We start from the raw sequence: 24,208 nt of genomic DNA, 5'->3' as shown, positions 1-24,208 counted from the left end.
TATGGTTGGTGCAGAAACAGCACTCCCGTTACAGACAGACACCGTGTTACTCCCCGAGCGAATCGGCGAGCTGACCGGCTTAGATCAGTTCGGTGTCGGCGGCGAACTGCTTGCGACGTTCCTCGCGGCGTTTATCGTTGGCAACATCATGCTGGCGATGACCGGTGTCGCCGGTCCGTGGGCGAAACGAAAGATCACAGCTGCGTTCACCGACCGGATCGCCGTTAATCGCCTCGGTCCGGCCGGCTTGCTGATCATCGTCGCCGACTCCGTGCGACTGCTCTCAAAAGAGCTCATTATCCCCGAAAATGCCGATCGACCGGCGTACGATCTCGCGCCGCTCATCATCGCATCGTCGGCGCTGCTCGGCTTTGCGGTGATCCCGATGGGAAGCGGAATTCACCTCGCTGACCCCGAAGTTGGACTCGCGTTCGTCTTTGCGGTCGCCGGCATCGCCAGTATCGGGCTCGTGATGGCTGGCTACGCGTCGGCGAACAAGTATTCGATGCTCGGCGGTCTGCGGGCAGTTGCACAGAACGTCGCCTACGAAATCCCGCTGGTCGTCACCGGGATGTCGGTCGTTATTTTCGCCGGCTCCTTGCAGATGAGTACGATCGTCGATGCACAGGCACAGACGCTCGTCTCACTCGGCGGCCTCGACATTCCAGCGTGGTACGCGCTGGTCAACCCGTTCGCGTTCGTGCTCTTTCTGGTGGCGAACTTCGCCGAAGTCGGCCGTAACCCCTTCGACACGCCCGAAGCGCCGACAGAAATCGTTGCTGGCTATCAGACCGAGTACTCGAGCGTCTACTTCGTGTTGATCTACCTCGGGGAGTTCATCCACATCTTCCTCGGTGGGGCGATCATCGCGACGATCTTCCTCGGTGGCCCGGCCGGACCCGTGCTGCCGGGCATCGTCTGGTTCATCATCAAGATCTGGGCGGTGTTCTTCCTGACCCAGTGGCTTCGCTCGGCGATCCCACGTGTCAGGATCGACCAACTCATCGAGATCGGCTGGAAAGGACTGCTCGTCCTTTCGTTCGCTAATCTCGTTATTACCGCAGTAATTGTGGGGCTGATTGCATGATCGGACTACTCAAATCCATGGCTACGACGATGAAACACGCACTGGATGGCTCGACGTTTACCGTCGAGTATCCCGAGACTGCACCGGACGTCTCCCCGCGGTTTCGGGGCGTCCACAAGTTCAGCCAGGAGCGCTGTATCTGGTGTCGTCAGTGTGAGAACGTCTGTCCAAACGATACGATTCAGATCGTGATGGACGACAAGCGCAACGGCGAACAGTACAACCTCAACATCGGGCAGTGTATCTACTGCCGGCTCTGTGAGGAGGTCTGTCCTGTCGATGCGATCTTGCTGACACAGAACTTCGAGTTCACCGGCGACACCAAACACGATCTGGTCTACAACAAAGACCAGCTGCGAGCGGTACCGTGGTATAAGGATATTGACCCGCTCGAGTCACGTGAGCCCGACCGGGGTGCGTGGATCGGCGAGGGAGACGGAGACGTGGATTACCAGTAACAATGATGGAAACGATCGCGTTCGCACTGTTTGCGTTCGTGACGCTTGCCAGCGCGCTTTGCGTGGTCCTCTTGCAGGATCCGTGGCATTCGGCGCTGATGCTCGGTGTGGCGCTTTTGAGTATCGCAGTTCACTACGTGATGCTCGCTGCCGAGTTCGTCGCGATGATGCAGATTCTCGTCTACGTTGGCGGGGTGCTCATCCTCATCACCTTCGCGGTGATGTTGACTCAGCGTGACGAGCAGGCGTCCGACGAGGTGGTACAGACATGACGACCGGGCCACAGTTTAGAGTTGGAAAGACGCTGCTGCCAGGACTGCTTGCCGTCGCCCTCTTCGGGATGATGGCACTGATCGTCCTGAACACGTCGTTTGCGTCGATGGCAAACGCCGGCTATCCAGACGGAATCGCGATTACGTCCGAAATCGGCTACGCGATGTTCGACCTCGATGTGTTGCAGTCGACAGAGGGCTCGATCGGTGCAACTGAGCCGTTCCTCGCGTCGTTCTTGCTGGTTGCAATCGCACTCGACGCGGCACTCGACGCCTCGCTCGTCCTCGCAAAACGCGAGGAGGGTGGCGAGCCAGTCTCGCCGCTTTCGAGCACGGGTTCGGACACCAGTCGTGGCGTATCCGACTCGAGTGGAGGTGACGACCGATGAGCATCGCCATCGAGTACTACATCCTGCTGTCGATGGGGCTGTTCTGTATCGGTCTCTTCGGGGTCTTGACGCGTCGCAACGCACTAATGTTCTTGATGTCCGTTGAGTTGATGTTGAACGCAGCGAATATCAACTTGATCGCCTTTGCGTTCTATCACGGCAACCTCACGGGGCAGGTGTTTGCGCTGTTTACGATGGCACTTGCCGCTGCAGAGGTCGCTGTTGGACTCGGGATCATCCTAGTGTTGTACCGTAACTTCCGTGACGTCGACGTCACGGTTCCGACGACGATGAGGTGGTAAGATGGAAGGTGTATTCGATTATGCTCCAGCGATTGCGGCGTTCCCGCTCGTGGCCTTCGTCGTTGCTCTGACGTTCGGCAAGTGGCTGCCGAAGAAGGGAGCAATTGCGGGTATCTTCGCGACAGCAGGCTCGTTACTGCTCTCGCTTGTGATGCTTGCGGCCGTTGCGAGTGGTGAAGTGTATCACGAAACGCTCTATGAGTGGACCGCCGGCGACGCTGCGAGCGAAGTCGGTGCTGAGGGGATCGCGTTCACGTTCGGGATCCTGATCGATCCGCTCTCGGCGCTGATGCTGGTGATCGTCTCACTCGTCGCTGTCCTCGTCCACGTGTTCAGTCTCGGCTACATGAACGCGGAAGGTGAGACGGGACTCCCCCGGTACTACGCCGGGCTCGGTCTCTTTACGTTCAGCATGCTCGCCTTCGTCTACGCGGACAACCTGCTGATGGCGTTCATGTTCTTCGAACTCGTCGGCCTCTGTTCGTATCTGCTGATCGGGTTCTGGTTCCGAACTCGATCTGCACCGTCGGCCGCGAAGAAGGCGTTCCTGGTCACGCGTTTCGGTGACTACTTCTTCCTGATCGGGGTCGTCGCAATCGCAGCGACGTTCGGGACAGTCGCGTTCGCCGGCGACGAGTCGTTCATCGCCGCAGCCGAAACCGCGATCAACGACGACACACAGCTGTTCGGCTTTGACGCCCAGACGTGGGTGACGATCACCGGGCTGCTCGTGCTCGGTGGTGTCCTCGGCAAGTCCGCACAGTTCCCCTTCCACACCTGGCTTCCTGACGCCATGGAAGGTCCAACCACCGTCTCCGCACTGATTCACGCGGCGACGATGGTCGCGGCCGGTGTCTATCTGGTCGCCCGGATGTTCGGCTACTACGCACTCAGCCCGACGGCGCTGGCGATCATCGCCTTCGTCGGCGGCTTTACCGCACTGTTTGCGGCGACGATGGGCGTCGTCAAAGACGACATCAAACAGGTGCTTGCGTACTCGACGATCAGCCAGTACGGTTACATGATGCTGGGACTCGGCGTCGGCGGCTACGTCGCTGGCGTCTTCCACCTCATGAACCACGCCTTCTTCAAGGCGCTGCTGTTCCTCGGTGCCGGAGCCGTCATCGTCCTCATGCACCACGAACAGGACATGTGGAAGATGGGTGGTCTCAAAGACAAAGCGCCGGTCACCTACTACACGTTCCTCGCGGGCGCGCTCGCGCTCGCCGGAATCATCCCGTTCTCGGGCTTTTGGTCCAAAGACGAAATTCTGTACGACGCAATGATCGTCGGCTTAGAGGAGCCAGTTATCCTCGCCGCCTACGCAATGGCGCTCGTCGCCGTCTTCTTCACCGGCTTCTACACCTTCCGGATGGTCTTCCTGACCTTCCACGGTGAGCCTCGTTCCGAGGCTGCCGAGGACCCACACCCGGTCGGCTGGGCGATCAAGCTTCCACTGATCACGCTGGGGATCCTCGCTGTCGTGGCCGGGATCGCGAATCTCGCACCAGTCTACAAACTCACCGGCATCGAACTCACCTTCCTCGAGTCCTGGCTCGACGGCGAGTACGGCGCACTCGAGGGGCTGACCTACGGCGCCTACGGTGAGTTGCTGGCTTACGAAACGGGCGTGATCGGCACTGAACAACAGACTGTCCTGATCGCTGCCGGTGTCTCCTTGCTGCTTGCCTTCTCGGGTGCCGGACTGGCCTGGAAACTGTACAACGTTCCCGAGCCGGTCGCGCACAAAGAACGGCTGGGTAGCGTCGGAAAGGTCGCTGAAGCCAACTACTACCAGGACGAGTATCAGGTCTGGCTCGCAGAAGGAGTCACGCAGCCGGTTGCACGAGTCGCGGATCGATTCGATCGGACCGTCATCGACGGGACAGTAAACGGCATCTCGTCTGTCAGCCTGTTCAGCAGTAGCTGGGTGAAACGCATCCAGACGGGTATCGTGACGAACTACGCGGCACTGCTGGTGGCCGGGTTCATCGGCTTACTGCTCGTGCTCGGACTGTATGGAGGGTGGTTCCTATGATGATCGAAGCACTGATTGCGGTCGCACTGGTCGGCGCACTGGTCACGTTCGTTGCGCCAAATCGTATCGCGGGTAGGCTGGCGTTTGCGATCAGCCTCGTACCCGCCGTGCTCAGCCTGTGGATGTTTACGGCGTTCGACGGCAGCGGGAACGCCTTGCTCGATGGCACGCTCGCCTTCGAGTCCCACGTCGAGTGGCTGCAACTCGGCGAGTACTCGATCGCGTGGTTCGTCGGTCTCGACGGCATCAGCCTGCCGCTTGTCGTCCTGACGACGGTCCTCACGTCGCTTGCGATCATGAGTTCGTGGACACCGATCGATGAACGCGAGTCCCAGTTCTATGGGCTGCTCTTGTTCATCGAGGCGAACCTGATCGGTGTCTTCGCTGCACTCGATTTCTTCCTCTGGTTCATTTTCTGGGAAGCAGTCCTGATCCCGATGTATCTGCTAATCGGTATCTGGGGCGGCCCACGCCGGAAGTACGCCGCAATCAAGTTCTTCGTCTACACGAACGTGGCGTCGCTCGTGATGTTCGGTGCGTTCATCGCGCTCGTCTTCGGGCTCGGTGACACCGTCACGAGCTTTGCGCTCCCCGAAATCGCGGACGCGATGCTCACCACCGGTCCAGAGGGCTTCCTCGGACTCGAGGGAACGACACTCGCCTCGGTGGTCTTTATCGCGATGTTCCTTGGATTTGCAGTGAAAGTGCCCATCGTCCCGTTCCACACGTGGCTGCCGGACGCCCACGTTGAAGCACCGACACCCGCGTCGGTGCTGCTGGCTGGTGTCTTGTTGAAGATGGGGACCTACGCACTGTTGCGGTTCAACTTCACGATGTTCCCCGAGCAGGTCGCGACCTATGCGGTGCCGATCGCGGCGATCGCCGTGATCAGCGTCATCTACGGGGCGATGCTCGCACTCGCACAGACTGACCTGAAACGGATCGTCGCCTACTCCTCTGTCTCCTCGATGGGCTACGTTATTCTCGGCCTGATCGCCTACACGCAGTTCGGAGTCGGCGGTGCGACGTTCCAGATGGTCTCACACGGTCTCATCTCGGGGCTGATGTTCATGGCCGTCGGCGTCATTTACAACGCCACCCACACCCGGCTCGTCACCGACATGTCGGGAATCGCAGATCGGATGCCCATCGCTGTGGGCATCCTCGTTGCGGGTGCCTTCGGCTACATGGGACTGCCGCTGATGAGTGGATTCTTCGGCGAGTTCACGATCTTCTTTGGAGCCTTTGGCTCCGAACAGCTCCCGTACTCGCAGCTGCTCACGTCGCTGGCGATGTTCGGTATCGTCATCGTCGCGGGCTACCTGCTGTTTGCACTCCAGCGCACCGTCTTCGGTCCGTACGAACTCAAAACCGACTACGAGGTGAGCCGCGCCCCGCTGCACGACGTCGTGCCGATGTTCGTGTTGCTCGGCCTCATCATCGCACTTGGTGTCGCTCCCGACCTGATCTTCGAGATGATAACCGACGCAGTTGATCCGATCCTGACCGGAGGTGAACAGTAATGGCGGTGTTCGACCTGCCCGGCTGGACAGCACTCGCACCGGCATTGATTCTGGCTGCAACCGCGATGGCGCTGTTCGTCTTCGACAGCGTCTCGCCGCACTCGAGCAATCGCTCGCTGCTCGCTGGAACCGCGGCCGGTGGGTCGTTGGCGTCGATGGTCGTCGCCGTCTGGTTTATCACTGCCGGCGTCGGGACACCGACGATCGACGGCGGCCTGGGTGAGATCGGTATTCTCAGCGACCAGTTCGTCATCGATCAGCTCGCGCTGTACTTCATGATCGTCATCGCGATCGTCACCGCACTGGTTGCGGTCGCAAGCTACGACTACATAGCCGGCCACGCCTACCAGGCCGAGTACTACTCGCTCATCGTCCTCGCTGCGACCGGGATGTCGATGATGGCCGCTGCAAACAGTCTCGTGACGATCTTCATCGCGCTCGAGCTGGCCAGTCTTCCGTCCTACGCGCTCGTGGCGATTCTGAAAGACAACCGCGGAAGCGTCGAAGGGGGACTGAAGTACTTCCTGCTCGGCGCACTCTCGTCGGCGATCTTCGTCTACGGGATCTCGCTGGTCTACGGTGCAACGGGGCATCTCCAACTCCAGAACATCGCGGCGGTTATCGAGGAGGGCGGTGCGAATGACTACGGCGGCCTGCTCGGGCTCGGGATCCTCATGCTGATCGGTGGGTTTGCGTTCAAGACCGCAAGCGTCCCGTTCCACTTCTGGGCACCTGACGCATACGAGGGCGCGCCAGCACCGATCAGTGCGTTCCTCTCGTCGGCCTCGAAGGCTGCTGGCTTCGTGATCGCGTTCCGTGTGTTCACCGAAGCGTTCCCGATCGCAGCGACAGAACAGCTGATCGGGCTCGACTGGACGATCGCGTTCATCATCCTCGCAATCGTCACGATGACGGTCGGGAACTTCGCGGCAGCGACCCAGAACAACGTCAAGCGGATGCTCGCCTACTCCTCGATCGGTCACGCCGGCTACGTGCTGATCGGGCTGGCAGGACTGACGGTCGACGGTGGCGAACTCGTGATGGGTGCGGCGCTGATGCACCTGCTCGTCTACGGCTTCATGAACACGGGCGCGTTCCTGTTCGTGGGCCTGGCCGAACACTGGGGCGTCGGCCGCACCTTCGAGGACTACAACGGCCTGTCGGCACAGGCACCGATCGCGTGTGCTGCGCTGGCGGTCTTCATGTTCAGTCTCGCCGGCGTGCCGCCGTTTGCCGGCTTCTGGAGCAAGTACTTCCTCTTTACCGGCGCAATCGGTGTCGGGAGCACCGCCATGCTGCTCGTCGCCGCAGCACTGGTGATAAACAGCGCGCTCTCGCTGTTTTACTACTCACGGCTCGTCAAGGCGGTCCTGATCGAAGAGCCGCTTGCGGACCGTGGTGCGCTCGATCAGCCAGTTGGCCTCTACGCAGCGATCGTCGTCGCTGCCGTGATGACGGTTGCGTTGCTTGCCGGCTTCGGCCCGATTGCTGACGCCGCAACCGACGCGGCTGCAGCGGCACTCGCCTGACAGCGCCCAGCCGGTAGTTTTTACCCGTCTCGGTGGCAAGCCGCGATACATGGTTTTTCGGCTCGTGCTCGGGTGTGGAACGGTCGGTCGTCAGGTTGCCGAACGGCTCCACGAGCGTGACGACAGTGGCCGCGATCGGCTGCTCGTCGTGACCGACGACGAGAGCATCGTCGAGGCACTTCGCGATGAGAGCATTCCGGCCCGACACGCCGACCCGACCGATCCGTCGGTGATCGCGAACATCGAGTCGCCGGATGTGATATTTATCGCCAGCGATCGGACCGACGTCAACTGGGCCGCACTCGAGGACGCTCGAGCGAACTTCCAGACGGCATCGATTATCGCCTATCTCGGCGGGAACGCGACGGACGCTGATCGGCCAGCGTTCGACGATCTCGCAGACCACGTTGTCGATGCCGAGACTGCGATGGTCGATCACATCCTCGATGGGGTAGGCTGTCCGTCTGCCGACGCCGCGATCGGGCTCCGAAAACAGCTCTCGACGATCGACGGGCGGCTGGCGGTCGTCATGCACGACAATCCAGATCCCGACGCGATCGCAAGCGCTGTTGGACTGGTCGATATCGCCGCAGAGGTTGATGTTGATGGCGACGCCTGTTACTTTGGGAAAATATCACACCAGGAAAACCGCGCGATGGTCAACCTGCTCGATCTCGATCTTCGGAACCTGTCGTCGACGGATTCCCTCGAGGAGTACGACGCGTTCGCGCTGGTCGATCACTCTCGTCCAGGGGTCAACGATCAGTTACCCGAAGATCTTCACGCCGATATCGTCATCGACCACCACCCGCCTCGCGGACCGGTTCCTGGTGAGTTCGTCGATCTCCGTGAGCACGCCGGCGCGACCAGCACCGTCCTGACCGATTATCTCAGTCGGTTCGGTCTCGAGCCCAGAGTAGCGACGGCAACGGCGTTGCTGTATGGCATCCGAATCGATACGAACGACTTCACTCGAGAGGTGTCACCGGCGGATTTCAACGCCGCATCGATCCTCTGTCCGTACGTCGACACGTCAGTTCTACACCAAATCGAACAGCCAACGATCGAAGGGGAGACACTGGAGACGATCGCTCGAGCGATCAAAAACCGTGTCCAGCGTGACACAGTCGCCGTCGCCAGCGTTGGTCAGATCAGTGATCGTGATGCCTTGCCGCAGGCGGCCGATCAACTGCTGGCGATGGATGGTATCGAGACGACGCTGGTCTTTGGCTTCCGGGATGAGATGGCGTTTCTCTCGGCGCGGTCGCGGGCGGCCGACGTCGACCTCGGCGAGACGCTTCGAGATGGGTTCAACCGGATCGGCAGCGCCGGTGGACATGCCGATATGGCCGGCGCTCAACTCGAGATCGGGATTCTGGCGAGTACCGACGACGAAGACGAGGTCGAGTCGATCGTCAGCGTCGTCGAGGAAGTGATTACGAACCGATTTTTCGAAGCGATCGAGACCCGGCCCGGGACGTCGGTTGGAGCCTACACCCAGACCAGCGAATGGCTGTTTACCAGCGGTGAGGACGAGGGATCGGCGTAGTGTCGTGTCCGCGTATCCAGGCAGAAGACAGTCTTTTGCTTCCAGGGACCCTTGGATAGCGCATGGATGTCGTGTCGGACAGGAGCAAGCCCCAGGTCGAGGAGTATATGACACGCGACGTGGCGACGGTTGCCCCCGACGCGACCGTCGGCGATGTCGCATCGCGAATCGCCGAGAGCGACGAACACAGTGGTTTCCCTGTCTGTGAGCGACGCCGCGTTGAGGGGTTTATTAGTGCTCGTGATCTGTTGCTGGCCGACGACAGCGACCCCATTTTCAAAGTGATGGCGACAGAACTGCTCGTCGCCCATCCCGAAATGAAGGTGACCGATGCTGCCCGCGTGATCCTTCGGTCAGGGATCCAGAAGCTCCCCGTTGTCGACGACGCCGGCAATCTCGTCGGTATCATTTCAAACGCCGATGTTATTCGCAGCCAGATCGAGCGTGCGACCCCCGAGAAGGTTGGGAAACTGATGCGAACACTCGAGCAGATCCACGAGATTGAGCTCGAACAAGAACGGCGGATGGTCTCGCTCGCTGCCCTCACACCGACGCAAGGCCGAGTGTATGCCGACGAACTCGAGGGCCGACGGTACGAACTCGAACACGGACTGGCCGAGCCGTTGGTCGTCATCGACAACAACGGAACGCTCTTGCTGGCCGACGGACACCATCGCGTGCTCGCGGCGGATCGGCTCGAGATCGACGAAATGGACGCGTACGTCATCGTCATCGATCAGGAGATTGAGCTCGGAATGGCCAACACGGCGGCAAAAGAGGGTCTCGAGCGGATCGATGACATCGATGTCGTCGACTACGCCCGCCATCCGTTGGTCCAGACAACAAAACGACTGCAGTCATAGTCGTCGCCGTCACCGGTCGCTGTTGCCGACTGTCTGCATCGTTGATCTCGGGTGAGTATTATCCGTGTACGGACAGTACCTCGCTCGATGACTGATACTGGTGCCGGAACACCTGATCGTGTACTTATTGCTGGGGCGAGTGGTGACACCGGACATGAACTGCTGTCCGTGTTACGGCCGACCGATCTCACGGTTCGTGCGACGACACGGTCGTATGCAAACGTTGAGACACTCGAGCGACTCGGCGCTGACGAGGTGATCGTCGCCGATTTCTTTGAGTCGGCAGACGCAGTCGCGGCCGTCGAGGACTGTGATATTCTCTACTGTGCGCTTGGCACGCCACCGAGCTGGCGACACACTGTCGGTGGCAAACTGGTCGACCGAACCGGCGTTATCAATCTCGTGACGGCTGCAATGGGTGCAGACGTCTCGTTTGTCGTCCTCGAGAGTGCGATCGGTGTCGGGAACTCGAAAGCGGGTCTCTCACTCCCGGCCCGCCTCCTGATTCGCGGCTCGTTACGTGCCAAACGGGACGCTGAAGTCGCGTTGTGCCGTTCTGGGCTGGCGTATACGATTATTCGGCCGGGACGACTTACCAACGCGCCGCCGACCGACGAACCCGTCGTCGGCGAGGGCGGCAACTCCGTGGCAGGATCGATCCCTCGAGCTGACGTTGCTCGTCTCATGGCCGTGGCGCCGTTTACCCCCGAGGCACGAAATCGAACATTCGAAGTCGTCAGTCGTGATGGGCTCAGTGAACGGCCGCGAAACGTCGTTCGCATCGACTGGGCGTTCGACCGCCTCGCCGATCTCGAGACGGCAAAACGGGACAAACGCTGACAGCTGTCCGCGCTCACACGTATGGGGTCCTCACAGGAACACCATCGAAACCAGTCCGACGACCCCTGCAAGCGTAAAGCCAACGCCAGGCACGGCAAGTAGCCCGCCAAAGATTAGATAGAGGGAGCCAGATCGCTGCCGGTCGGCGAGGACAGTCGGCTCGTCGCCAGCCGTGATCTCGAACCAGTCGTCGCCAGCAACGGTGGCCGGCGTGTGACCGTCGCTCGAGTCGGTCACGGAGCCACCGAAGACGTGGACGTCACCACCGGCCTCGAGACGCTGTTCGCGGTACTGGCGGTCGGGCTCTCCCGGATCGGTCTCGGCGGCCCCGGGAAGGCCGGCTGTCTCGAGGCGGTCTAGGACGGCAGCTGAAAGATCAGCGCGGTCCGTCCACGGCGTCCCTTCGGATCCCCAGTCGGCCAGCGAGAGGACTGCGTTTGCTGGATCGACCGCGATACGGTCGACGCCGTCGTCGACCGCAAAGGGGACGCCAGCCGATGTCCGTCCGTCAGAGATCCACGTCGGATCGTCCTCGCCGCTCTCACGAGAGCGAGACTGTACCGAGTAGGCCAGACACGGCGTGCCGGAGATCGGTGCCTCGAGTGGTGTTTCGCCGTGGGGCTGTACTGTGCCCTCGAACTCGACGAGACCGGGTGCCTCGGGGACCTCACCTACCGGGATCGGGCCGCCTTCACGGAGTTCCCGCGCAGTCCGGATACGGCCCAGACCGATCCTGGCGATAGAGATCCCACCACCGAGAACCGCGAACCCAAACAGCGCCACGACTCCCATCGCGATGGGTCCTATCGAGGACATACCACGTGTTTGCGCGTCGGCAAAGATAACTCCCGCGACACTCGAGAGCATCTGCAGCGTTCAGCCGGCAACGCTGTCTCCGTCTTCGGAGACGAACGTGATAGAGTAACAACTGAAATTGTTTGCACACCGACCGCACAGCTGTCGTGCGATCTAGTGTGCAGTGACGGTCAGTGGCTACTATCGCTGCCGGCTGTCAGTGTCGGTGTGGCCGCGCCGTCCACTCGGCACTGTCGCCCGTCTCACTCCTCGCGGTCGATGACGAACTCGGCGAACTCGTGGCGCTTTCGAGTGAGTTTGTCGTCGGATTCGAGACGATTCGTCTCCCGCACACGTCCGGAAATAGCGGGCTATGAAAAAGATTCCCGGATGGCTCCGGTCGCGAGCGGTACAGTTACCCGCCCACACGGCAACGGCTGTAGTATGACGACCTGGATCGGTGACGTTTTTACGAGCGATGTTGGCTGGACTCATCTCGAGGCCCTCGTCGATATCGAGACCCGAATGGCAGGGAGCGACGGCGAACGCGAGGCCGCCGAACTAACCCGCGAGCGACTCCTCGACGCTGGTGCGAGAAACGCCCGTCTCGAGTCGTTCGACATTCAGGGCTGGACGCGCGGCGAGAGTTCGATCGAAGCCAGCGACACGACCCAAGACTGTATCGCGCTCCCACGGAGTCCGACCGAGCGCGTGACTGCGCCGCTGGTCGACCTCGGCTACGGCCTCCCGAACGAGTTCGAGACGACGGATCTCGAGGGCAAGGTAGTGATGGTCAGAAGCGACATTCCGGAGTACGCCGAGCGCTATATCCACCGGCGGGAGAAGTATTACCACGCCGTCGATCACGGAGCCGTCGGCTTCATCTACCGTAACCACGTCGAGGGCTGTCTGCCGCCGACTGGGAGTGTTGGGACCGAAGCGAATCCGATCGGTGAGATTCCGGCTGTCGGCGTCTCGAGCGAGGTCGGGGCGCGACTGGCCCGCCGATTCGACGGTGAGGAGATCACGCTCGCGGTTGACGCCGAGATCCACGATGCGAGCAGCCAGAACGTCCACGCTGAACTCGGCCCTGACACCGACGAGCGCGTGCTCGTGACCAGCCACGTCGACGCCCACGACATCGCGGAAGGGGCACTCGACAACGGCGCTGGAACGGCGATGCTCGTCGAACTCGCAACCGCGCTGGCGAGTCGTGAGAGCGACCTCGAGACTCGCGTCGAGTTCGTCGCCTACGGGGCCGAGGAGGTGGGACTGGTCGGCTCTGCGTACCACGCCGAGACGACCGACCACGAGACGATCAAAGCGATCGTCAACAACGACGGCGTCGTCAGTGACCGAACGCTTTCGATAACGACTCACGGGTTCGACGGCCTCGAGACCGCTGTGAGCGACGTTGCAGACCGCTACGACCACCCGATCGAGACGGTTCCGAAACTCGGTCCCCACAGCGATCACTGGTCATTCGTCCAGTGGGGTGTGCCGGGCACTCACGTTCTGTCGACGTCGGACGAGGTCGGCCGCGGCTGGGGACACACCTTCGCCGACACTATCGAGAAACTCGAGCGACGCACCCTTCGAGAGCAGGCGATCTTGCTGACCGACCTCGTCGTCGAGCTGGCGAGTGAGGACGTCTCCGTCGAGCACCGAACGCCCGACGCCATCGCTGCCGACCTTGAGTCACAGGGGCTCGCCGAAGGCATGCGGATCACGGGCGACTGGCCGTACGAGTCGTAGTCGCTCGGGAGACAACCGCACACTTTTTTCAGGCCCGTGTGAACGGTGAGACATGGACGCCGCGTGGTTCGAAGCCGAGCAACCGGTTGTCGGAATCGTCGATGAAGCATGTTCGGACACCAGTGACGACGCCGGCACGCGGCCGATTCACGTCGACGACGCACTCGAGGCGGTGCTTGCGGACGACGGCGTGACGATCTCTCGGGGCACCCTCGAAGACGTGCTCATGGCCGCCCCCTCGCTGCTGGTGGCTGCGGGGGAGTCGACGCTTTCGGCGATCGCCCGAGCCGAACCCGACGTTCCTGTCCTCCCTGTTGGCGACATCGTCGGACTCGAGACCGTCGACCGGGACGCGCTCCCGGACGCGCTCGCAGTCGCACTCGCCGGGGATGCGACGATTCGTCGGCGGTCAGTGCTGGGTGTCGACATCGACGTCGACGCCGACGACACGACTCGAGACAGTGATGGCTCCCCTGCGCGGGCGCTGTTCGACGTCGCGCTCGTGACCGACGAACCGGCGCGGATCTCCGAATACGGCGTCTCGAGTCGGGGCGAGTCGGTGGCGACGTTTCGCGCCGACGGCGTCGTCGTCGCGACGCCGGCAGGGAGTCACGGCTACGCCAGCGCTGTCGACGCACCCCATCTCTCGTCGACTGTCGATGCCGTCGCTGTCACGCCGATCGCACCGTTTGTCATGCAGACGCGCCAGTGGGTGCTTCCCGAGGACGGACTCACGCTCACCGTCAAGCGCAACGACACGGCCGTCAGACTCGTCGTTGACGACCAGCCAGCCGAGACAGTGCCCGTCGACGCAACGGTCACGATCGCCGTCGACAGCGCGCTGCCGACGCTGTCCGTGCCCGACCTCGAGGCAGAATAAGTGACCGACCGGGAGCGTCTAGCTGTTGTGGGGCTCCTCGTCGCGGTGATTGTCCGGGTTGAGATTCTCGCGAGCGTCGTTCTCCCGGTCGTCGGATTTGTGTTCGATGTCCTGTCGACGCTGTGTTTCGTCTTGGCGCTCTCGGGCTTCTTTCTGTGCGTCGGTGAGTTCGTCTTCCGCCTCGTCGTCGGCTTCGGGATCCTCGTGTGTCAGTTCGACGTCCCGTCCGTGCTCGTCTTTGCCAGTCTCGTCAGTGGAGTCGGACATGCTAATCCCGAATGGGGCTACCGTCGAATCCCGAAAAGGCGTTTGGCTTGCGAGGGTCGGCGTGGGGAACGTGCATGGGCCAGCACGCGTCCCGGTCTCGGCGCTACCAGGGCTCGCCAGAGGCGAGATCGATCTCGCTGTCGTCCTTTGCGGAGGGACAGATATCGGCCAGCACGCAGTCCGCACAGTCGGGGTTTCGGGCCGTACAGGTCGCCCGACCGTGATCGATACAGAGGTGGGTAAACTGCTGCCAGTAGCCTTCGGGGACGATTCCCATCAGGTCCTGTTCGATCGGCTCCGGGTACTCCTCGTTGGTCAGGCCGAGTCGACGCGAGAGTCGCTGAACGTGCGTATCGACGACGATCCCTTCGACGACGTCGTGGGCGTGTTGCAACACCACGTTTGCGGTCTTTCGGCCGACACCAGACAGCTCCGTGAGCTCGTCCATCGTATCCGGCACCTCGCCGTCGTGTTCCTCGATGATCGTCGTACAGGCGCTCCGGATGTATTTGGCCTTGTTGTTGTAGTAGGTGATCGAGTTCAGGTCTTCGGCGAGTTCCTCCTGTGAGACGGCGGCGTACGCTTCTGGCCCGTCGTACTTCTCGAAAAGGTGTTTCGTCTCTTTGTTGACGCGCTCGTCGGTACACTGCGCCGAGAGCATCACCGCAATCAGGAGTTCGAGGCGATTCGAGTACCGCAACGAAATCGTCGAGTCCGGATACGCCTCCTCGAGGCGTGTGATGACTTCTTCGGCCTGTTCTCCGCGGCTCTCGAGCGGGGTTCCCATTGCGCGTTCGTTGCGAGAGCGACCATTTGATCCTGTCGGTCAGCGATTGCGAGGCCTCGAGGCAGTGTCGACATTTGGAGCTGATCACCGACGAGTCGGTCGGTTCGGCTCTCGGTTTCGGCTCCAAAATATAATAAATACATACATTCATTCTAAATGTTTGGAATTGGTATAGTGGGTTTGACGGTGGAAGCAGCATGGCAATACGAGAGCGGTGATTAGCCATCTCAGTAGATGAACGTACGCCAATAGACGATAGAACACAACTATTGAAAGGGATATGTGCTAGAATAAGTGATAAAGAACCTTCTCTCCAGTACGCGTTCTCTCTCGAGGGCAACTGCAGAAATGACTACTTCCAGAAACATGCTAAAAATATCGAATCACGTAGGAGAACTACTGTCGGCTCGAGGGACGACTGCTTTCGTTGGGCCGACGTTCTGATCGCGAGGACCGTGTTGTTCGTCGTCGGCAGCCAGTTCTGGTTTGCATGGAAAGATATCTAGCCGTCTGTCAGAAGACGATCGTTTTTGTGGCGTCCCCGGCGTGTCCATAGCAGCGTTGAAGGGATAGTATAAGGGTGATACGCGTATGACGTGTTAGATACCATGTCTGATTTGCGATCCGATGCCGACGGTACCTTGCTGGTCCCGGTTGCGAACCCGGAGACAGCCGACCGCCAACTCGACACTGCACTCGATATCGCGACCGATCGATCGTACCGAATTTTGCTCGTCTACATCGTCGAGGTTCCTTCTCAGCTGTCGCTACAAGACGGCCGCCGATACCTGCTCGAGGACGAAGATGAGCAGATGTTGACGGATGCAACTGCGCGTGTCGAGGCCGCTGGGGTCCCCGTGGACAAACGGATTCGGATGGCTCGTGGAATCTCGATGGGAATCATTGGAGCCGCCGAAAAGTACGATGTCGACGCAATCTTGATGGGCTGGCGTGGGCGACCGCCACGACAGGACGTGATCCTGGGCAATCATATCGATAGAGTCCTGCGAGACGCCGAGTGTGACGTGCTCGTCAAGCGGATCCAGAGGCCGAGACCGGACCCTGTCGACGCAGTGCTCGTTCCGGTCGCCGGTGGCCCACACGAGGGGTTCGCCATTGAAACGGCTGCCTCGATCGCCCGACGGAACGATGCCGCTGTCACACTGTTGCACGTCCGCGAATCGGTGGACCCCGAGCGAACACGAGACGAAGCGAAATCACTGCTCGCCGAGACTGCAGCCGCCTTCGACGACGTCGAGCCAGTCGAACGTGAGCTCGTCGAAAACGACGACGTCGAGGCGACGATCACCGACTGGACCAGCGAACACGACGTCACCGTCCTCGGTGTCTCGAGAGGCGGCCTCGTTCAGCGTGCACTCCTCGGAACGACGTCCGAGGCAGTGGGGCGACACGCCGCGAACACGGTCGTTCTGGCAAAGCGCCATGATCCCGTCCCCTCGCGGCTTCGTCGACTGTTCTCCTGAGCCGCCACGTGCGTTCTCGAGCGAGGTCAGTGTCCTCTTCGGCGGCCACGAGCGGGGTGGGTTCTTGAGTATTGCAGTCGTACAACTAGACGATGGACGACTCGATCCTGCTCCCCGTCGATGGAAGCGCCAGCTCGGTGGCGGCTGCCGAGCATGCCATCGCGATCGCGCGTGCGACCGGTGCAACCGTTCACGTGCTGGCCGTCCATGAACCGACTGACTTCGAGCATCTGCCAGCCGACGAGCGGGAACCGCTTCGACAGGCGACCGAAGCACGCAGCCGTGAGGCCGCGAACTCGGTTGCTGATCGGGTCGAAAACGCAGGCGTCACCGCCGTTCGGACAGTTCGTGAGGGCGTCCCGTATCGGGTAATCGTCGACGTCGTTGCTGAGACCGATACTGAGCTGATCGTCATGGGCACTCGCGGGCTGACAGCGGCCCGCGAGACCGTCACTCGAGTCGGAGTCACGACCGGACGGGTGCTCACACTGACAGATGTTCCGGTGCTCGCCGTTCCGCTGGGCGGTCGGCAGTGGGCTGACACGGACCCGACTGGTCCGAACCGCGTCGTGATCCCAACCGACGGCAGCGACGCCGCCGAACGCGCCGCCGAGTGCGCCCTCGAGCTAGCGACATATTCCCGCGGCGCTGTCGATGTTATCTCCATCATCGACGAGACTAACCCTGCACTCAAGAACGCACCAGCAGCGATTATCGAACTCTGCAGAGAGGGAGGTCACGACGCGATCGAACCAATCGCCATCGCGGCGCGTAACCGCGATCTGTCGGTCACGGCAGACGTCGTTCGCGGCGTTCCACACGATGCGATCGTCTCGTACGCCGCTGCCGTCGACGCGGATCTGATCGCGATGGGGTCACGTGGACTCGCCACCACCGACGAGCCCCTTCTCGGAAGTACGACAGTGCGTGTCCTCGAACGATCCGATCGGCCAGTGCTGGCAGTTCGTTGACCGACCGCGTTCCCATCGTCGACGATCCGTGTGGATCGGAGACAGGATTATGACGAATGCACGAATAGATCCTGCATGGCAGATCGCGTTCTGGTTCCGTACGATGGGTCGCCGCCGTCGAACAAGGCACTCGAGTACGCCTTCGAGACGTTTCCAGAGGCCGACGTGACGGCGTTACACGTCGTTCAGGTGCCGGAGTCTCATGTGGCTATTCTCGAGGGGCCGGAGCTTCGACCGCCACTCACCGAGAAAGCCCGCGAACACGCGACGGAGATTCTCGAGGACGCGGTGCAGGTCGCGACAGCACACGACCGTGACCTCGACACCGAGATGGTGACGGGAAAGCCGGAACGCCGGATCGTCGAGTACGCAACCGAGACCGACCACGACACGATCGTTATCGGCAGCCATGGCCGAACGGGTGTCTCGCGAATCCTGCTCGGAACAGTCGCTGAAGACGTCGTTCGCCGGGCGCCGATGCCCGTGGTCGTCGTCCGGTAGCTGGTGGTGTCTCCACCGAGCCGTAATCGAGTCGCCGGCCATCGGGGCTGGTTTTGAAACGCAGCCAACAGAATATTTGTGTTGGGTCTTCGAACATACGCTATGAACGACTGTTCGAGTGTGCATCAGGTTCGCCGCCAGCAATGAACGGATACTATCGCCGCTATCTGCAGGTGTTCGTTCGCTTTCTGCCGATCGCGATCGCGCTACTGCGGGACCAGCGGCGATTTCTGCTGTTTGGCCCGTCCAGGCAGGTGTCGACGGCGACCCATCGCGACCGCGCTGAACAGCTCACCGAGACGATGCTCGAGCTCGGTCCGGCGTTTATCAAGGTCGGACAGGTGCTCTCGACGCGGCCGGATATCGTCCCCCCAACGTACGTCGAGGCGTTTTCGACGCTCCAGGATGAGGTTCCCGAAGATGCAGGCGGCGACCCGCTAACCGTCGTTGAGGCCGAACTCGGTGACGAGATCGATCTCGAGACGCTCGAGCCCGTCGCGGGCGGCTCGCTCGCGTTTGTCTACACTGCAGCGTATGAGGGTGACCGAATCGCCCTGAAAGTCAGACGGCCGGGGCTGGTGTCGCTGATCGAGCGAGACCTCCGGGTCATCAGGGGAATCGTCCCGCTGCTTACCATGTTTGCTACCGAACGCCAGCGCTACTCGATCGAGAACCTCGCCGACGACTTCGAGAACATCATTCTCGAGGAGCTAGATTTCAAGCGCGAGGCGTCGATCATGGCCGAAATCGGGGCCAACCTCGCGGACAACGAGCGGGTCGTCGTCCCCACGACGTACGACGAACTGTGTTCGGAACGCGTGGTGGCGATGGAATACGTTGACGGGGACAAGATCACCGATGACCGCGCCCTCGAGGCAGTCGGAATCGGGCCGACCGAGATGGCGACGGTGATCGCCCGCACGTATCTGAAGATGAGCCTCGTCGACGGCGTCTTCCACGCTGACCCGCATCCGGGCAACCTCGCAGTGACCGACGATGGACGGCTCGTCATCTACGATTACGGCATGAGCCAGCGACTGACGACACAGGAACAGACCGATCTCACGAGCCTGTACCGAACGCTCGTCCGTCGTGACGTCGACGGCCTGCTGAACACGCTCATCGCCCTCGAGATCCTCGATCCGACGGTCGATCGGGCCGCGGTCCGACAGGTGCTCGAGTTGGTGATCGAGAACCTCGAAGGGCGCTCTGTCGTTACCTGGCGTGCGATCATCACCGAGCTGTTCGCGATGCTTCATGACTTTCCGTTTCGGATCCCGCCGAACGTGATGTTGCTCATTCGGGCCGGCACGGTCGGCGAGGGCGTCTGTCGAAGCCTCGATCCGGAGTTTGACTTCCTCGGAGTGACGCGCTCGTTTCTCGTCGATCAGGGCTTCATCGAGAGCGAGTTCGAAGCGCTGCTTTCAGATATCCAGACGGACCTCCGCGAGTCGGCGCCCGTGCTCGCTCGAGCGCCTGCCCGGTTCGATACCGTCTTCGGACAGCTCGAGCGCGGCGAACTCGTCGTCAGGACAGCTCCCGTCGAGACGACACACGGCGGGGATCCGGCGGTCGGGTATGCGATCGTTGCTGGCTCCCTGTTCGTCGCAGGGGCGATCTTGACGTTTCACGAGCTGCCACTGGAAGCTGTGAGTGTGCTTCTCGCACTCGTCTTCCTCGGACAGTACGTTCGCCGGCGGCTGGCTCGCTGAGAGCGTCGCTATAGTAACAACTGAAACGAGTTACACACCGATCGCACAGCTGTCGTGCGATTTGGTGTGCACTGAGGGTCAGTGGCTACTATAGATCACGGCATGCGGGGGATTCTTCATGCCGTCGGCCCAACAGCCACCAATGGACAAGATCTCATACGAGTACACGTTCGGGATGGACGACGCAGACATCGATGACATACTGCGCGAGCACGAAGTCGGCGTCCTTGCTCTCGCAGACGATGCGACGGCGTATGCGGTTCCGGTCGCCTTCCACTACGACGGCTCGTCGCTGTACATTCGGCTGACGAGTGACGGCTCGAGCACGAAGATGGCGTTTCTCGAGGCGACGGCCGACGCCTGTCTCTGTCTGTACGACATTGAGCGTGCAGACACGTACTGGAGCATCATCGTCAGGGGGCCGTTGCAGGAACTCTCAGATGAGGAGCAATCGGCGTTCGACGAGACGGCCGTCAACGAGTCGTTCCGACAGCTCCCGGTCTTCGATCAGGACGTCGAGGCGCTCGACGTCGAGATTTACGAACTCGAGATGGAGGCAGTAACTGGGCGAGAACGTGGAACGTAGAGCAACAACTGAACCGATTCCACACTGATCGCATCGCTCACGGGTCACGTCGTTCCCCGCTCGCCAGAGTGCGGTTCTCGCTCCGGTGATCGCTCACGGGTCGTTCCTCCCCGTTCACTTTCCGCGGTTCTCACTCACGTCGTTCGCTCACGGGTCGTCCCTCCCCGTTCGCTTTCCCGCGGTTCTCACTCACTTCGTTCGTTCCGAACCGCGCACGTTCCGAACCGCGCTCCCGTCGTGTGATCAGGTGTGCAGTGACGTGCAGTGGCTACTAGCGCTCCCGATCGTGTTGGCTCACTGGTGACCAAATTCTCCCAGTATGTATATACGTCTGTTTCGAGAATGAGTCTGTATGAACGTTCTTGTCCCAATCGACGAGTCCGATCCAGCACGACAGGCTGTCGAACACGCCGCCACGACGTATCCGGACGCCACGATCACGGCGCTACACGTGATCAACCCGTCGATGGCGATGTACCGTGGGGAGATGGCGTACAACTACGATCGGCTTATCGAACTCGAGAAAGAAGACGCCGAATCGCTGTTCGAGACGGTACAGGAGATCGGTGACGAACACGACGTATCGATAACGACGGAGGTACTGGTCGGCACGCCCGCTCGGAGTATCGTCTCCTTTGCGGAGGACAACGACGTCGATCAGATCGTCCTCGGCAGCCACGGTCGATCGGGTATGTCACGCGTCCTGTTGGGAAGCGTCGCAGAACAGGTCGTCCGTCGCGCGACGGTGCCGGTGACTGTAGTCCGATAAGCCGGTTCGACGTCGCTGTCGCGTCTCACACTGCCGCCGGAGTGATACGTATCGCTGTCAGTCGCTGTTGCTCACTCCGAAAGCGCCACACCTGACAGCTCGTCGGCCTGGAGCTCGTACCACTCGAGTTCGACGTCGGCGTCAGGGACGTCGATATCTTTTGCGACGCGATAGTACCAGGATTCGATGTCGTCGTCGAGTTCGTCCTCGGACAGTGGCTCGAACGACCCGCTCAGTACCACGCTCGTCCAGTTGTGTGGATCGTCCCACTCATAGACGGTCAGACAGACTTCCTCGGTCGCCTCGATGAAACGGCGCTTTTTGCTATCCTCGGCGAACCCGAGGTCCATGATCGCCCGGTCCTCGGCTGCGTCGTAGGCAAACGCGACGGGAATACCGTACGCTCGCTGCTCGTTTGCGAGACAGAGCACGCCTGTTGCCTGTTCGTTCAGAAACGTTGAGATCTCGTCTTCTGCCATCGTCTTGCCATACCATGGGTCGGTCATTTGGGTCACCAGCATGACAGACAACGGAACCGCTTATAGAGGCTGTGGGACTGATACTCAGATAAGAAAGACACCACGAACAGACTGTCAGTTGAGCGGAGACCACACACACGGGGTGACATGCTAGGGAGATCAGACGGAAGATTGCTAGCACCGCAGGTTCTGGGGGATGTTCTCGTTGGCGATCGCTGTGAGCGACTCCAGCCAGCGTTCTCTTACCCGAATTTTGACCTTTTTCACAGGAAAACAGATTATATTCTAATACATAATTTCGTAACGTATACTTCAAAACGTGTGGAGCTTTCACACCGTGGGAAGACCGTGGTGGGTATTTGTCCTCGCCCGTTCACCTTCAGATTGTCAGAACAATGAACGAGTGTCAGATCGTGGACGGAGATGGATACACACGGTGTACGTGTGATACAGACGCTGTTTTCCGACTCCTTGCCGACGCCCGTCGCCGGAAACTCATCGCTGTATTCGAATCCTGTGAGGACGACCAGCTCCCGCTATCGAAACTCATTCGTCAGTCCACGACAGACGAACGGGTCGATCCCGAGGCCCGGAAACGAGAGTTCCACCACGTCCACCTACCGATGCTCGACGATCATGGGCTCATCGACTACGACAGCGAGGCGGATCTGATCCGATACTACCACTGTGAGCTGATCACAGACGTTCTCGGCATGATCGGCCTCCAGTAACCGCTACGAGACGGGTGTCAGCCCGTGAGTGGTCTGTTTGTCACCTGATCGACTGTGGCAGGCTGTCGAACAATCTCTGTGTCTCTTCGAGTGTTCGGCTTCGACAGGCTGCCAGCGATCACGTGTCGATCGGATATCGGCGAGACACTGCTCTCGAGGGCGGCGTCGGTCGCCAAACGAGAGCGGCTCATCGAGTTCAGGGAGCGGCCCACACCGGGAGTTATCAGTCTGAACGTGGTGTGTGTAGCCGACGCAATGTCTCAGACAACGTTTGGCTCCCTGACCGAGGAGAACATACCGCTGTTCACCGACCTCTATGAGCTGCGAATGATGCAAGCGTATGCTAATCAGGAGCATAATCCGACGGCGACGTTCAGTCTCTTCGTCCGTGACCTGCCACCAGATCGAGGATACATGATCGCCGCGGGGTTAGAACAGGCGATCAACTACATCGAGACGCTCTCGTTTAGTGAGCGCGCACTCGAGTTTTTGGCCGACACCGGGTTCGACGATGCGTTCCTTGAACACCTGTCGGACCTCGAGTTTACCGGCGAGGTGCGCGCCCTGTCCGAAGGGACGCCAGTCTTCGCGAACGAACCGCTGCTCGAGGTGACAGCCCCCATCCTGCAGGCACAGCTCTTCGAGACGGCGCTGATCAACCAGATCGGCTATCAGTCGCTCATCGCGACGAAGGCGAGCCGAATGCGAGATGTCATCGACAGGAACGGAGACGGACAGCAACTGATCGACTTCGGCTCGCGACGAGCCCACGGCACCGACGCCGGGATGAAGGCGGCTCGAGCCGCGTACATCGGTGGCTTCGATGGCACCTCGAACGTCGCCGCTGGCGAGGCGTTCGGGATTCCCGTCTCTGGAACGATGGCCCACTCGTGGGTCCAGAGCTTCGAGCACGAACGCGACAGCTTCGAGACGTTCGTCGACGAGTACGGCGACGAGAGCGTGCTCCTGATCGACACCTACGACACGGTCCAGGGTGCAGCACTTGCAAAGGCTGTCGCCGACGAGAAAGGGGCATCGATCCGGGGCGTTCGCCTCGACTCCGGCGATCTCCCGGCACTCTCGAAAGCTGTCGACGAGGTTCTGCCCGACGTCGACCAGTTCATCTCCTCGGGGATCGACGAGTATGCGATCGACGAGTTCTTCGACAGAGACGGTGTCGGCGCTGGCTTCGGCCCAGGCACCGCGCTGGTGACGAGTACGGACGCACCGAAAGTCGAAGGCGTCTACAAGCTCGTCGCCGTCGAACGCGACGGTGAGCTACAGCCGACGATGAAACTTTCACCCGGAAAAGTGACCTACCCCAGCCCGAAAAGCGTTCGACGCACCGAGTCGGACGGCCAGTACACGGGCGACGTCATCGGGCTCCGAGACGAGCAACTGCCCGGCGAGGAACAACTGGTCACGATCATCGAAGACGGCGACCGCGTCACGGAGCTTCCAGCCCTCGAGGAGATCCGAACGCGGGCACGCACGCATCGACAGAAACTGCCCGAGAAACACCGAAAACTCGAGAATCCGGACCCGTACGACGTTCGAATCAGCGACGCGTTACAACAGGAAACCGACGAACTGACACGGGAACTCGAGTCCCGAGTTGCAGAGTAGAGGCCGGCGAGCTCG

At 60.8% G+C, this 24,208-nt stretch carries 25 protein-coding genes; 21 read left to right on the top strand and 4 right to left on the bottom strand.

Features of this window, described 5'->3' with window-relative positions:
* Position 1: 1 nt before the first annotated feature.
* The 11 genes from ACERJA_RS02705 (at position 2) to ACERJA_RS02655 (ending at position 10,850) form a co-directional block, all read left to right on the top strand.
* Positions 2-1,087, top strand: a complete 1,086-nt coding sequence (locus tag ACERJA_RS02705; RefSeq protein ID WP_373606759.1) for an NADH-quinone oxidoreductase subunit H — start codon at positions 2-4, stop codon at positions 1,085-1,087.
* Complete coding sequence (locus tag ACERJA_RS02700; RefSeq protein WP_006066757.1) at positions 1,084-1,545, top strand: NADH-quinone oxidoreductase subunit I; 462 nt, start codon at positions 1,084-1,086, stop codon at positions 1,543-1,545. Before ACERJA_RS02705 ends, ACERJA_RS02700 begins: the two co-directional genes overlap by 4 nt.
* Positions 1,546-1,547: 2 nt before the next feature.
* The gene (locus tag ACERJA_RS02695) at positions 1,548-1,817 is read left to right on the top strand and encodes an NADH-quinone oxidoreductase subunit J (RefSeq protein WP_006066758.1); all 270 of its coding nucleotides are present in this window, start codon (positions 1,548-1,550) and stop codon (positions 1,815-1,817) included.
* Complete coding sequence (locus tag ACERJA_RS02690; RefSeq protein ID WP_373606758.1) at positions 1,814-2,206, top strand: hypothetical protein; 393 nt, start codon at positions 1,814-1,816, stop codon at positions 2,204-2,206. The genes ACERJA_RS02695 and ACERJA_RS02690 overlap by 4 nt, the downstream gene beginning before the upstream one ends.
* The gene (gene nuoK / locus ACERJA_RS02685; RefSeq protein ID WP_006066760.1) at positions 2,203-2,508 is read left to right on the top strand and encodes an NADH-quinone oxidoreductase subunit NuoK; all 306 of its coding nucleotides are present in this window, start codon (positions 2,203-2,205) and stop codon (positions 2,506-2,508) included. The genes ACERJA_RS02690 and nuoK overlap by 4 nt, the downstream gene beginning before the upstream one ends.
* A gap of 1 nt (position 2,509) precedes the next feature.
* The gene (gene nuoL / locus ACERJA_RS02680; protein WP_373606757.1) at positions 2,510-4,546 is read left to right on the top strand and encodes an NADH-quinone oxidoreductase subunit L; all 2,037 of its coding nucleotides are present in this window, start codon (positions 2,510-2,512) and stop codon (positions 4,544-4,546) included.
* Positions 4,543-6,069, top strand: coding sequence for a NuoM family protein (locus tag ACERJA_RS02675; protein ID WP_373606756.1), 1,527 nt, complete (start codon positions 4,543-4,545; stop codon positions 6,067-6,069). Before nuoL ends, ACERJA_RS02675 begins: the two co-directional genes overlap by 4 nt.
* A complete protein-coding gene (locus ACERJA_RS02670) occupies positions 6,069-7,598 on the top strand; it encodes an NADH-quinone oxidoreductase subunit N (RefSeq protein WP_373606755.1) in 1,530 nt (509 codons plus the stop codon). Before ACERJA_RS02675 ends, ACERJA_RS02670 begins: the two co-directional genes overlap by 1 nt.
* Before the next feature lie 49 nt (positions 7,599-7,647).
* Positions 7,648-9,147: a DHH family phosphoesterase gene (locus ACERJA_RS02665; protein ID WP_373606754.1), complete on the top strand. Its 1,500-nt coding sequence runs from the start codon at positions 7,648-7,650 to the stop codon at positions 9,145-9,147.
* A gap of 62 nt (positions 9,148-9,209) precedes the next feature.
* Positions 9,210-10,010: a CBS pair associated ParBc domain-containing protein gene (locus ACERJA_RS02660; protein ID WP_373606753.1), complete on the top strand. Its 801-nt coding sequence runs from the start codon at positions 9,210-9,212 to the stop codon at positions 10,008-10,010.
* Between the two features lie 87 nt (positions 10,011-10,097).
* Positions 10,098-10,850: an NAD(P)H-binding protein gene (locus ACERJA_RS02655; RefSeq protein WP_006066766.1), complete on the top strand. Its 753-nt coding sequence runs from the start codon at positions 10,098-10,100 to the stop codon at positions 10,848-10,850.
* A gap of 30 nt (positions 10,851-10,880) precedes the next feature.
* On the opposite strand, the gene ACERJA_RS02650 is transcribed toward ACERJA_RS02655, so the two are convergent.
* A complete protein-coding gene (locus tag ACERJA_RS02650; RefSeq protein WP_373606752.1) occupies positions 10,881-11,666 on the bottom strand; it encodes a hypothetical protein in 786 nt (261 codons plus the stop codon).
* 423 nt (positions 11,667-12,089) lie between these two features.
* Between ACERJA_RS02650 and ACERJA_RS02645 the strand changes: the two genes are divergently transcribed.
* Positions 12,090-13,400, top strand: coding sequence for a M28 family peptidase (locus ACERJA_RS02645; RefSeq protein WP_373606751.1), 1,311 nt, complete (start codon positions 12,090-12,092; stop codon positions 13,398-13,400).
* Positions 13,401-13,452: 52 nt separating this feature from the next.
* Positions 13,453-14,280, top strand: coding sequence for an NAD(+)/NADH kinase (locus ACERJA_RS02640; RefSeq protein WP_373606750.1), 828 nt, complete (start codon positions 13,453-13,455; stop codon positions 14,278-14,280).
* Between the two features lie 18 nt (positions 14,281-14,298).
* Here ACERJA_RS02640 and ACERJA_RS02635 read toward each other — a convergent pair whose 3' ends face one another.
* On the bottom strand, positions 14,299-14,547 hold the full coding sequence (locus ACERJA_RS02635; protein WP_006066771.1) for a hypothetical protein: 249 nt from the start codon (positions 14,545-14,547) through the stop codon (positions 14,299-14,301).
* Positions 14,548-14,650: 103 nt separating this feature from the next.
* A complete protein-coding gene (nth, locus tag ACERJA_RS02630; RefSeq protein WP_373606749.1) occupies positions 14,651-15,334 on the bottom strand; it encodes an endonuclease III in 684 nt (227 codons plus the stop codon).
* Between the two features lie 608 nt (positions 15,335-15,942).
* Between nth and ACERJA_RS02625 the strand changes: the two genes are divergently transcribed.
* From ACERJA_RS02625 to ACERJA_RS02600, 6 genes are all read left to right on the top strand, one after another.
* The gene (locus tag ACERJA_RS02625; RefSeq protein WP_373606748.1) at positions 15,943-16,818 is read left to right on the top strand and encodes a universal stress protein; all 876 of its coding nucleotides are present in this window, start codon (positions 15,943-15,945) and stop codon (positions 16,816-16,818) included.
* A 92-nt stretch (positions 16,819-16,910) separates the two neighbouring features.
* A complete protein-coding gene (locus ACERJA_RS02620) occupies positions 16,911-17,789 on the top strand; it encodes a universal stress protein (RefSeq protein ID WP_373606747.1) in 879 nt (292 codons plus the stop codon).
* A 75-nt stretch (positions 17,790-17,864) separates the two neighbouring features.
* On the top strand, positions 17,865-18,290 hold the full coding sequence (locus tag ACERJA_RS02615; protein ID WP_373606746.1) for a universal stress protein: 426 nt from the start codon (positions 17,865-17,867) through the stop codon (positions 18,288-18,290).
* 143 nt (positions 18,291-18,433) lie between these two features.
* Entirely contained in the window at positions 18,434-20,002 is a 1,569-nt protein-coding gene (locus ACERJA_RS02610) for an ABC1 kinase family protein (RefSeq protein ID WP_373606745.1), read from the top strand.
* Positions 20,003-20,144: 142 nt separating this feature from the next.
* Complete coding sequence (locus ACERJA_RS02605) at positions 20,145-20,588, top strand: pyridoxamine 5'-phosphate oxidase family protein (protein WP_373606744.1); 444 nt, start codon at positions 20,145-20,147, stop codon at positions 20,586-20,588.
* Between the two features lie 352 nt (positions 20,589-20,940).
* Positions 20,941-21,357 carry a universal stress protein gene (locus tag ACERJA_RS02600; protein ID WP_373606743.1) on the top strand — a complete coding sequence of 139 codons (417 nt, stop codon included), beginning with the start codon at positions 20,941-20,943 and terminating at the stop codon, positions 21,355-21,357.
* 71 nt (positions 21,358-21,428) lie between these two features.
* Here the strand turns inward: ACERJA_RS02600 and ACERJA_RS02595 are convergent, their stop codons facing one another.
* Entirely contained in the window at positions 21,429-21,863 is a 435-nt protein-coding gene (locus tag ACERJA_RS02595) for a pyridoxamine 5'-phosphate oxidase family protein (RefSeq protein WP_373606742.1), read from the bottom strand.
* Between the two features lie 386 nt (positions 21,864-22,249).
* Between ACERJA_RS02595 and ACERJA_RS02590 the strand changes: the two genes are divergently transcribed.
* Both ACERJA_RS02590 and ACERJA_RS02585 read left to right on the top strand, forming a co-directional pair.
* The gene (locus tag ACERJA_RS02590) at positions 22,250-22,567 is read left to right on the top strand and encodes a hypothetical protein (RefSeq protein WP_373606741.1); all 318 of its coding nucleotides are present in this window, start codon (positions 22,250-22,252) and stop codon (positions 22,565-22,567) included.
* Between the two features lie 255 nt (positions 22,568-22,822).
* Positions 22,823-24,193, top strand: coding sequence for a nicotinate phosphoribosyltransferase (locus ACERJA_RS02585; RefSeq protein WP_373606740.1), 1,371 nt, complete (start codon positions 22,823-22,825; stop codon positions 24,191-24,193).
* Positions 24,194-24,208 lie beyond the last annotated feature (15 nt).

Origin of the sequence: Natronorubrum sp. A-ect3, from assembly GCF_041821125.1 — an archaeon.
Lineage (GTDB): Archaea > Halobacteriota > Halobacteria > Halobacteriales > Natrialbaceae > Natronorubrum > Natronorubrum bangense.
Note: the sequence above shows the minus strand (reverse complement) of the source record. Positions and strands in the feature narration are given on the sequence as shown.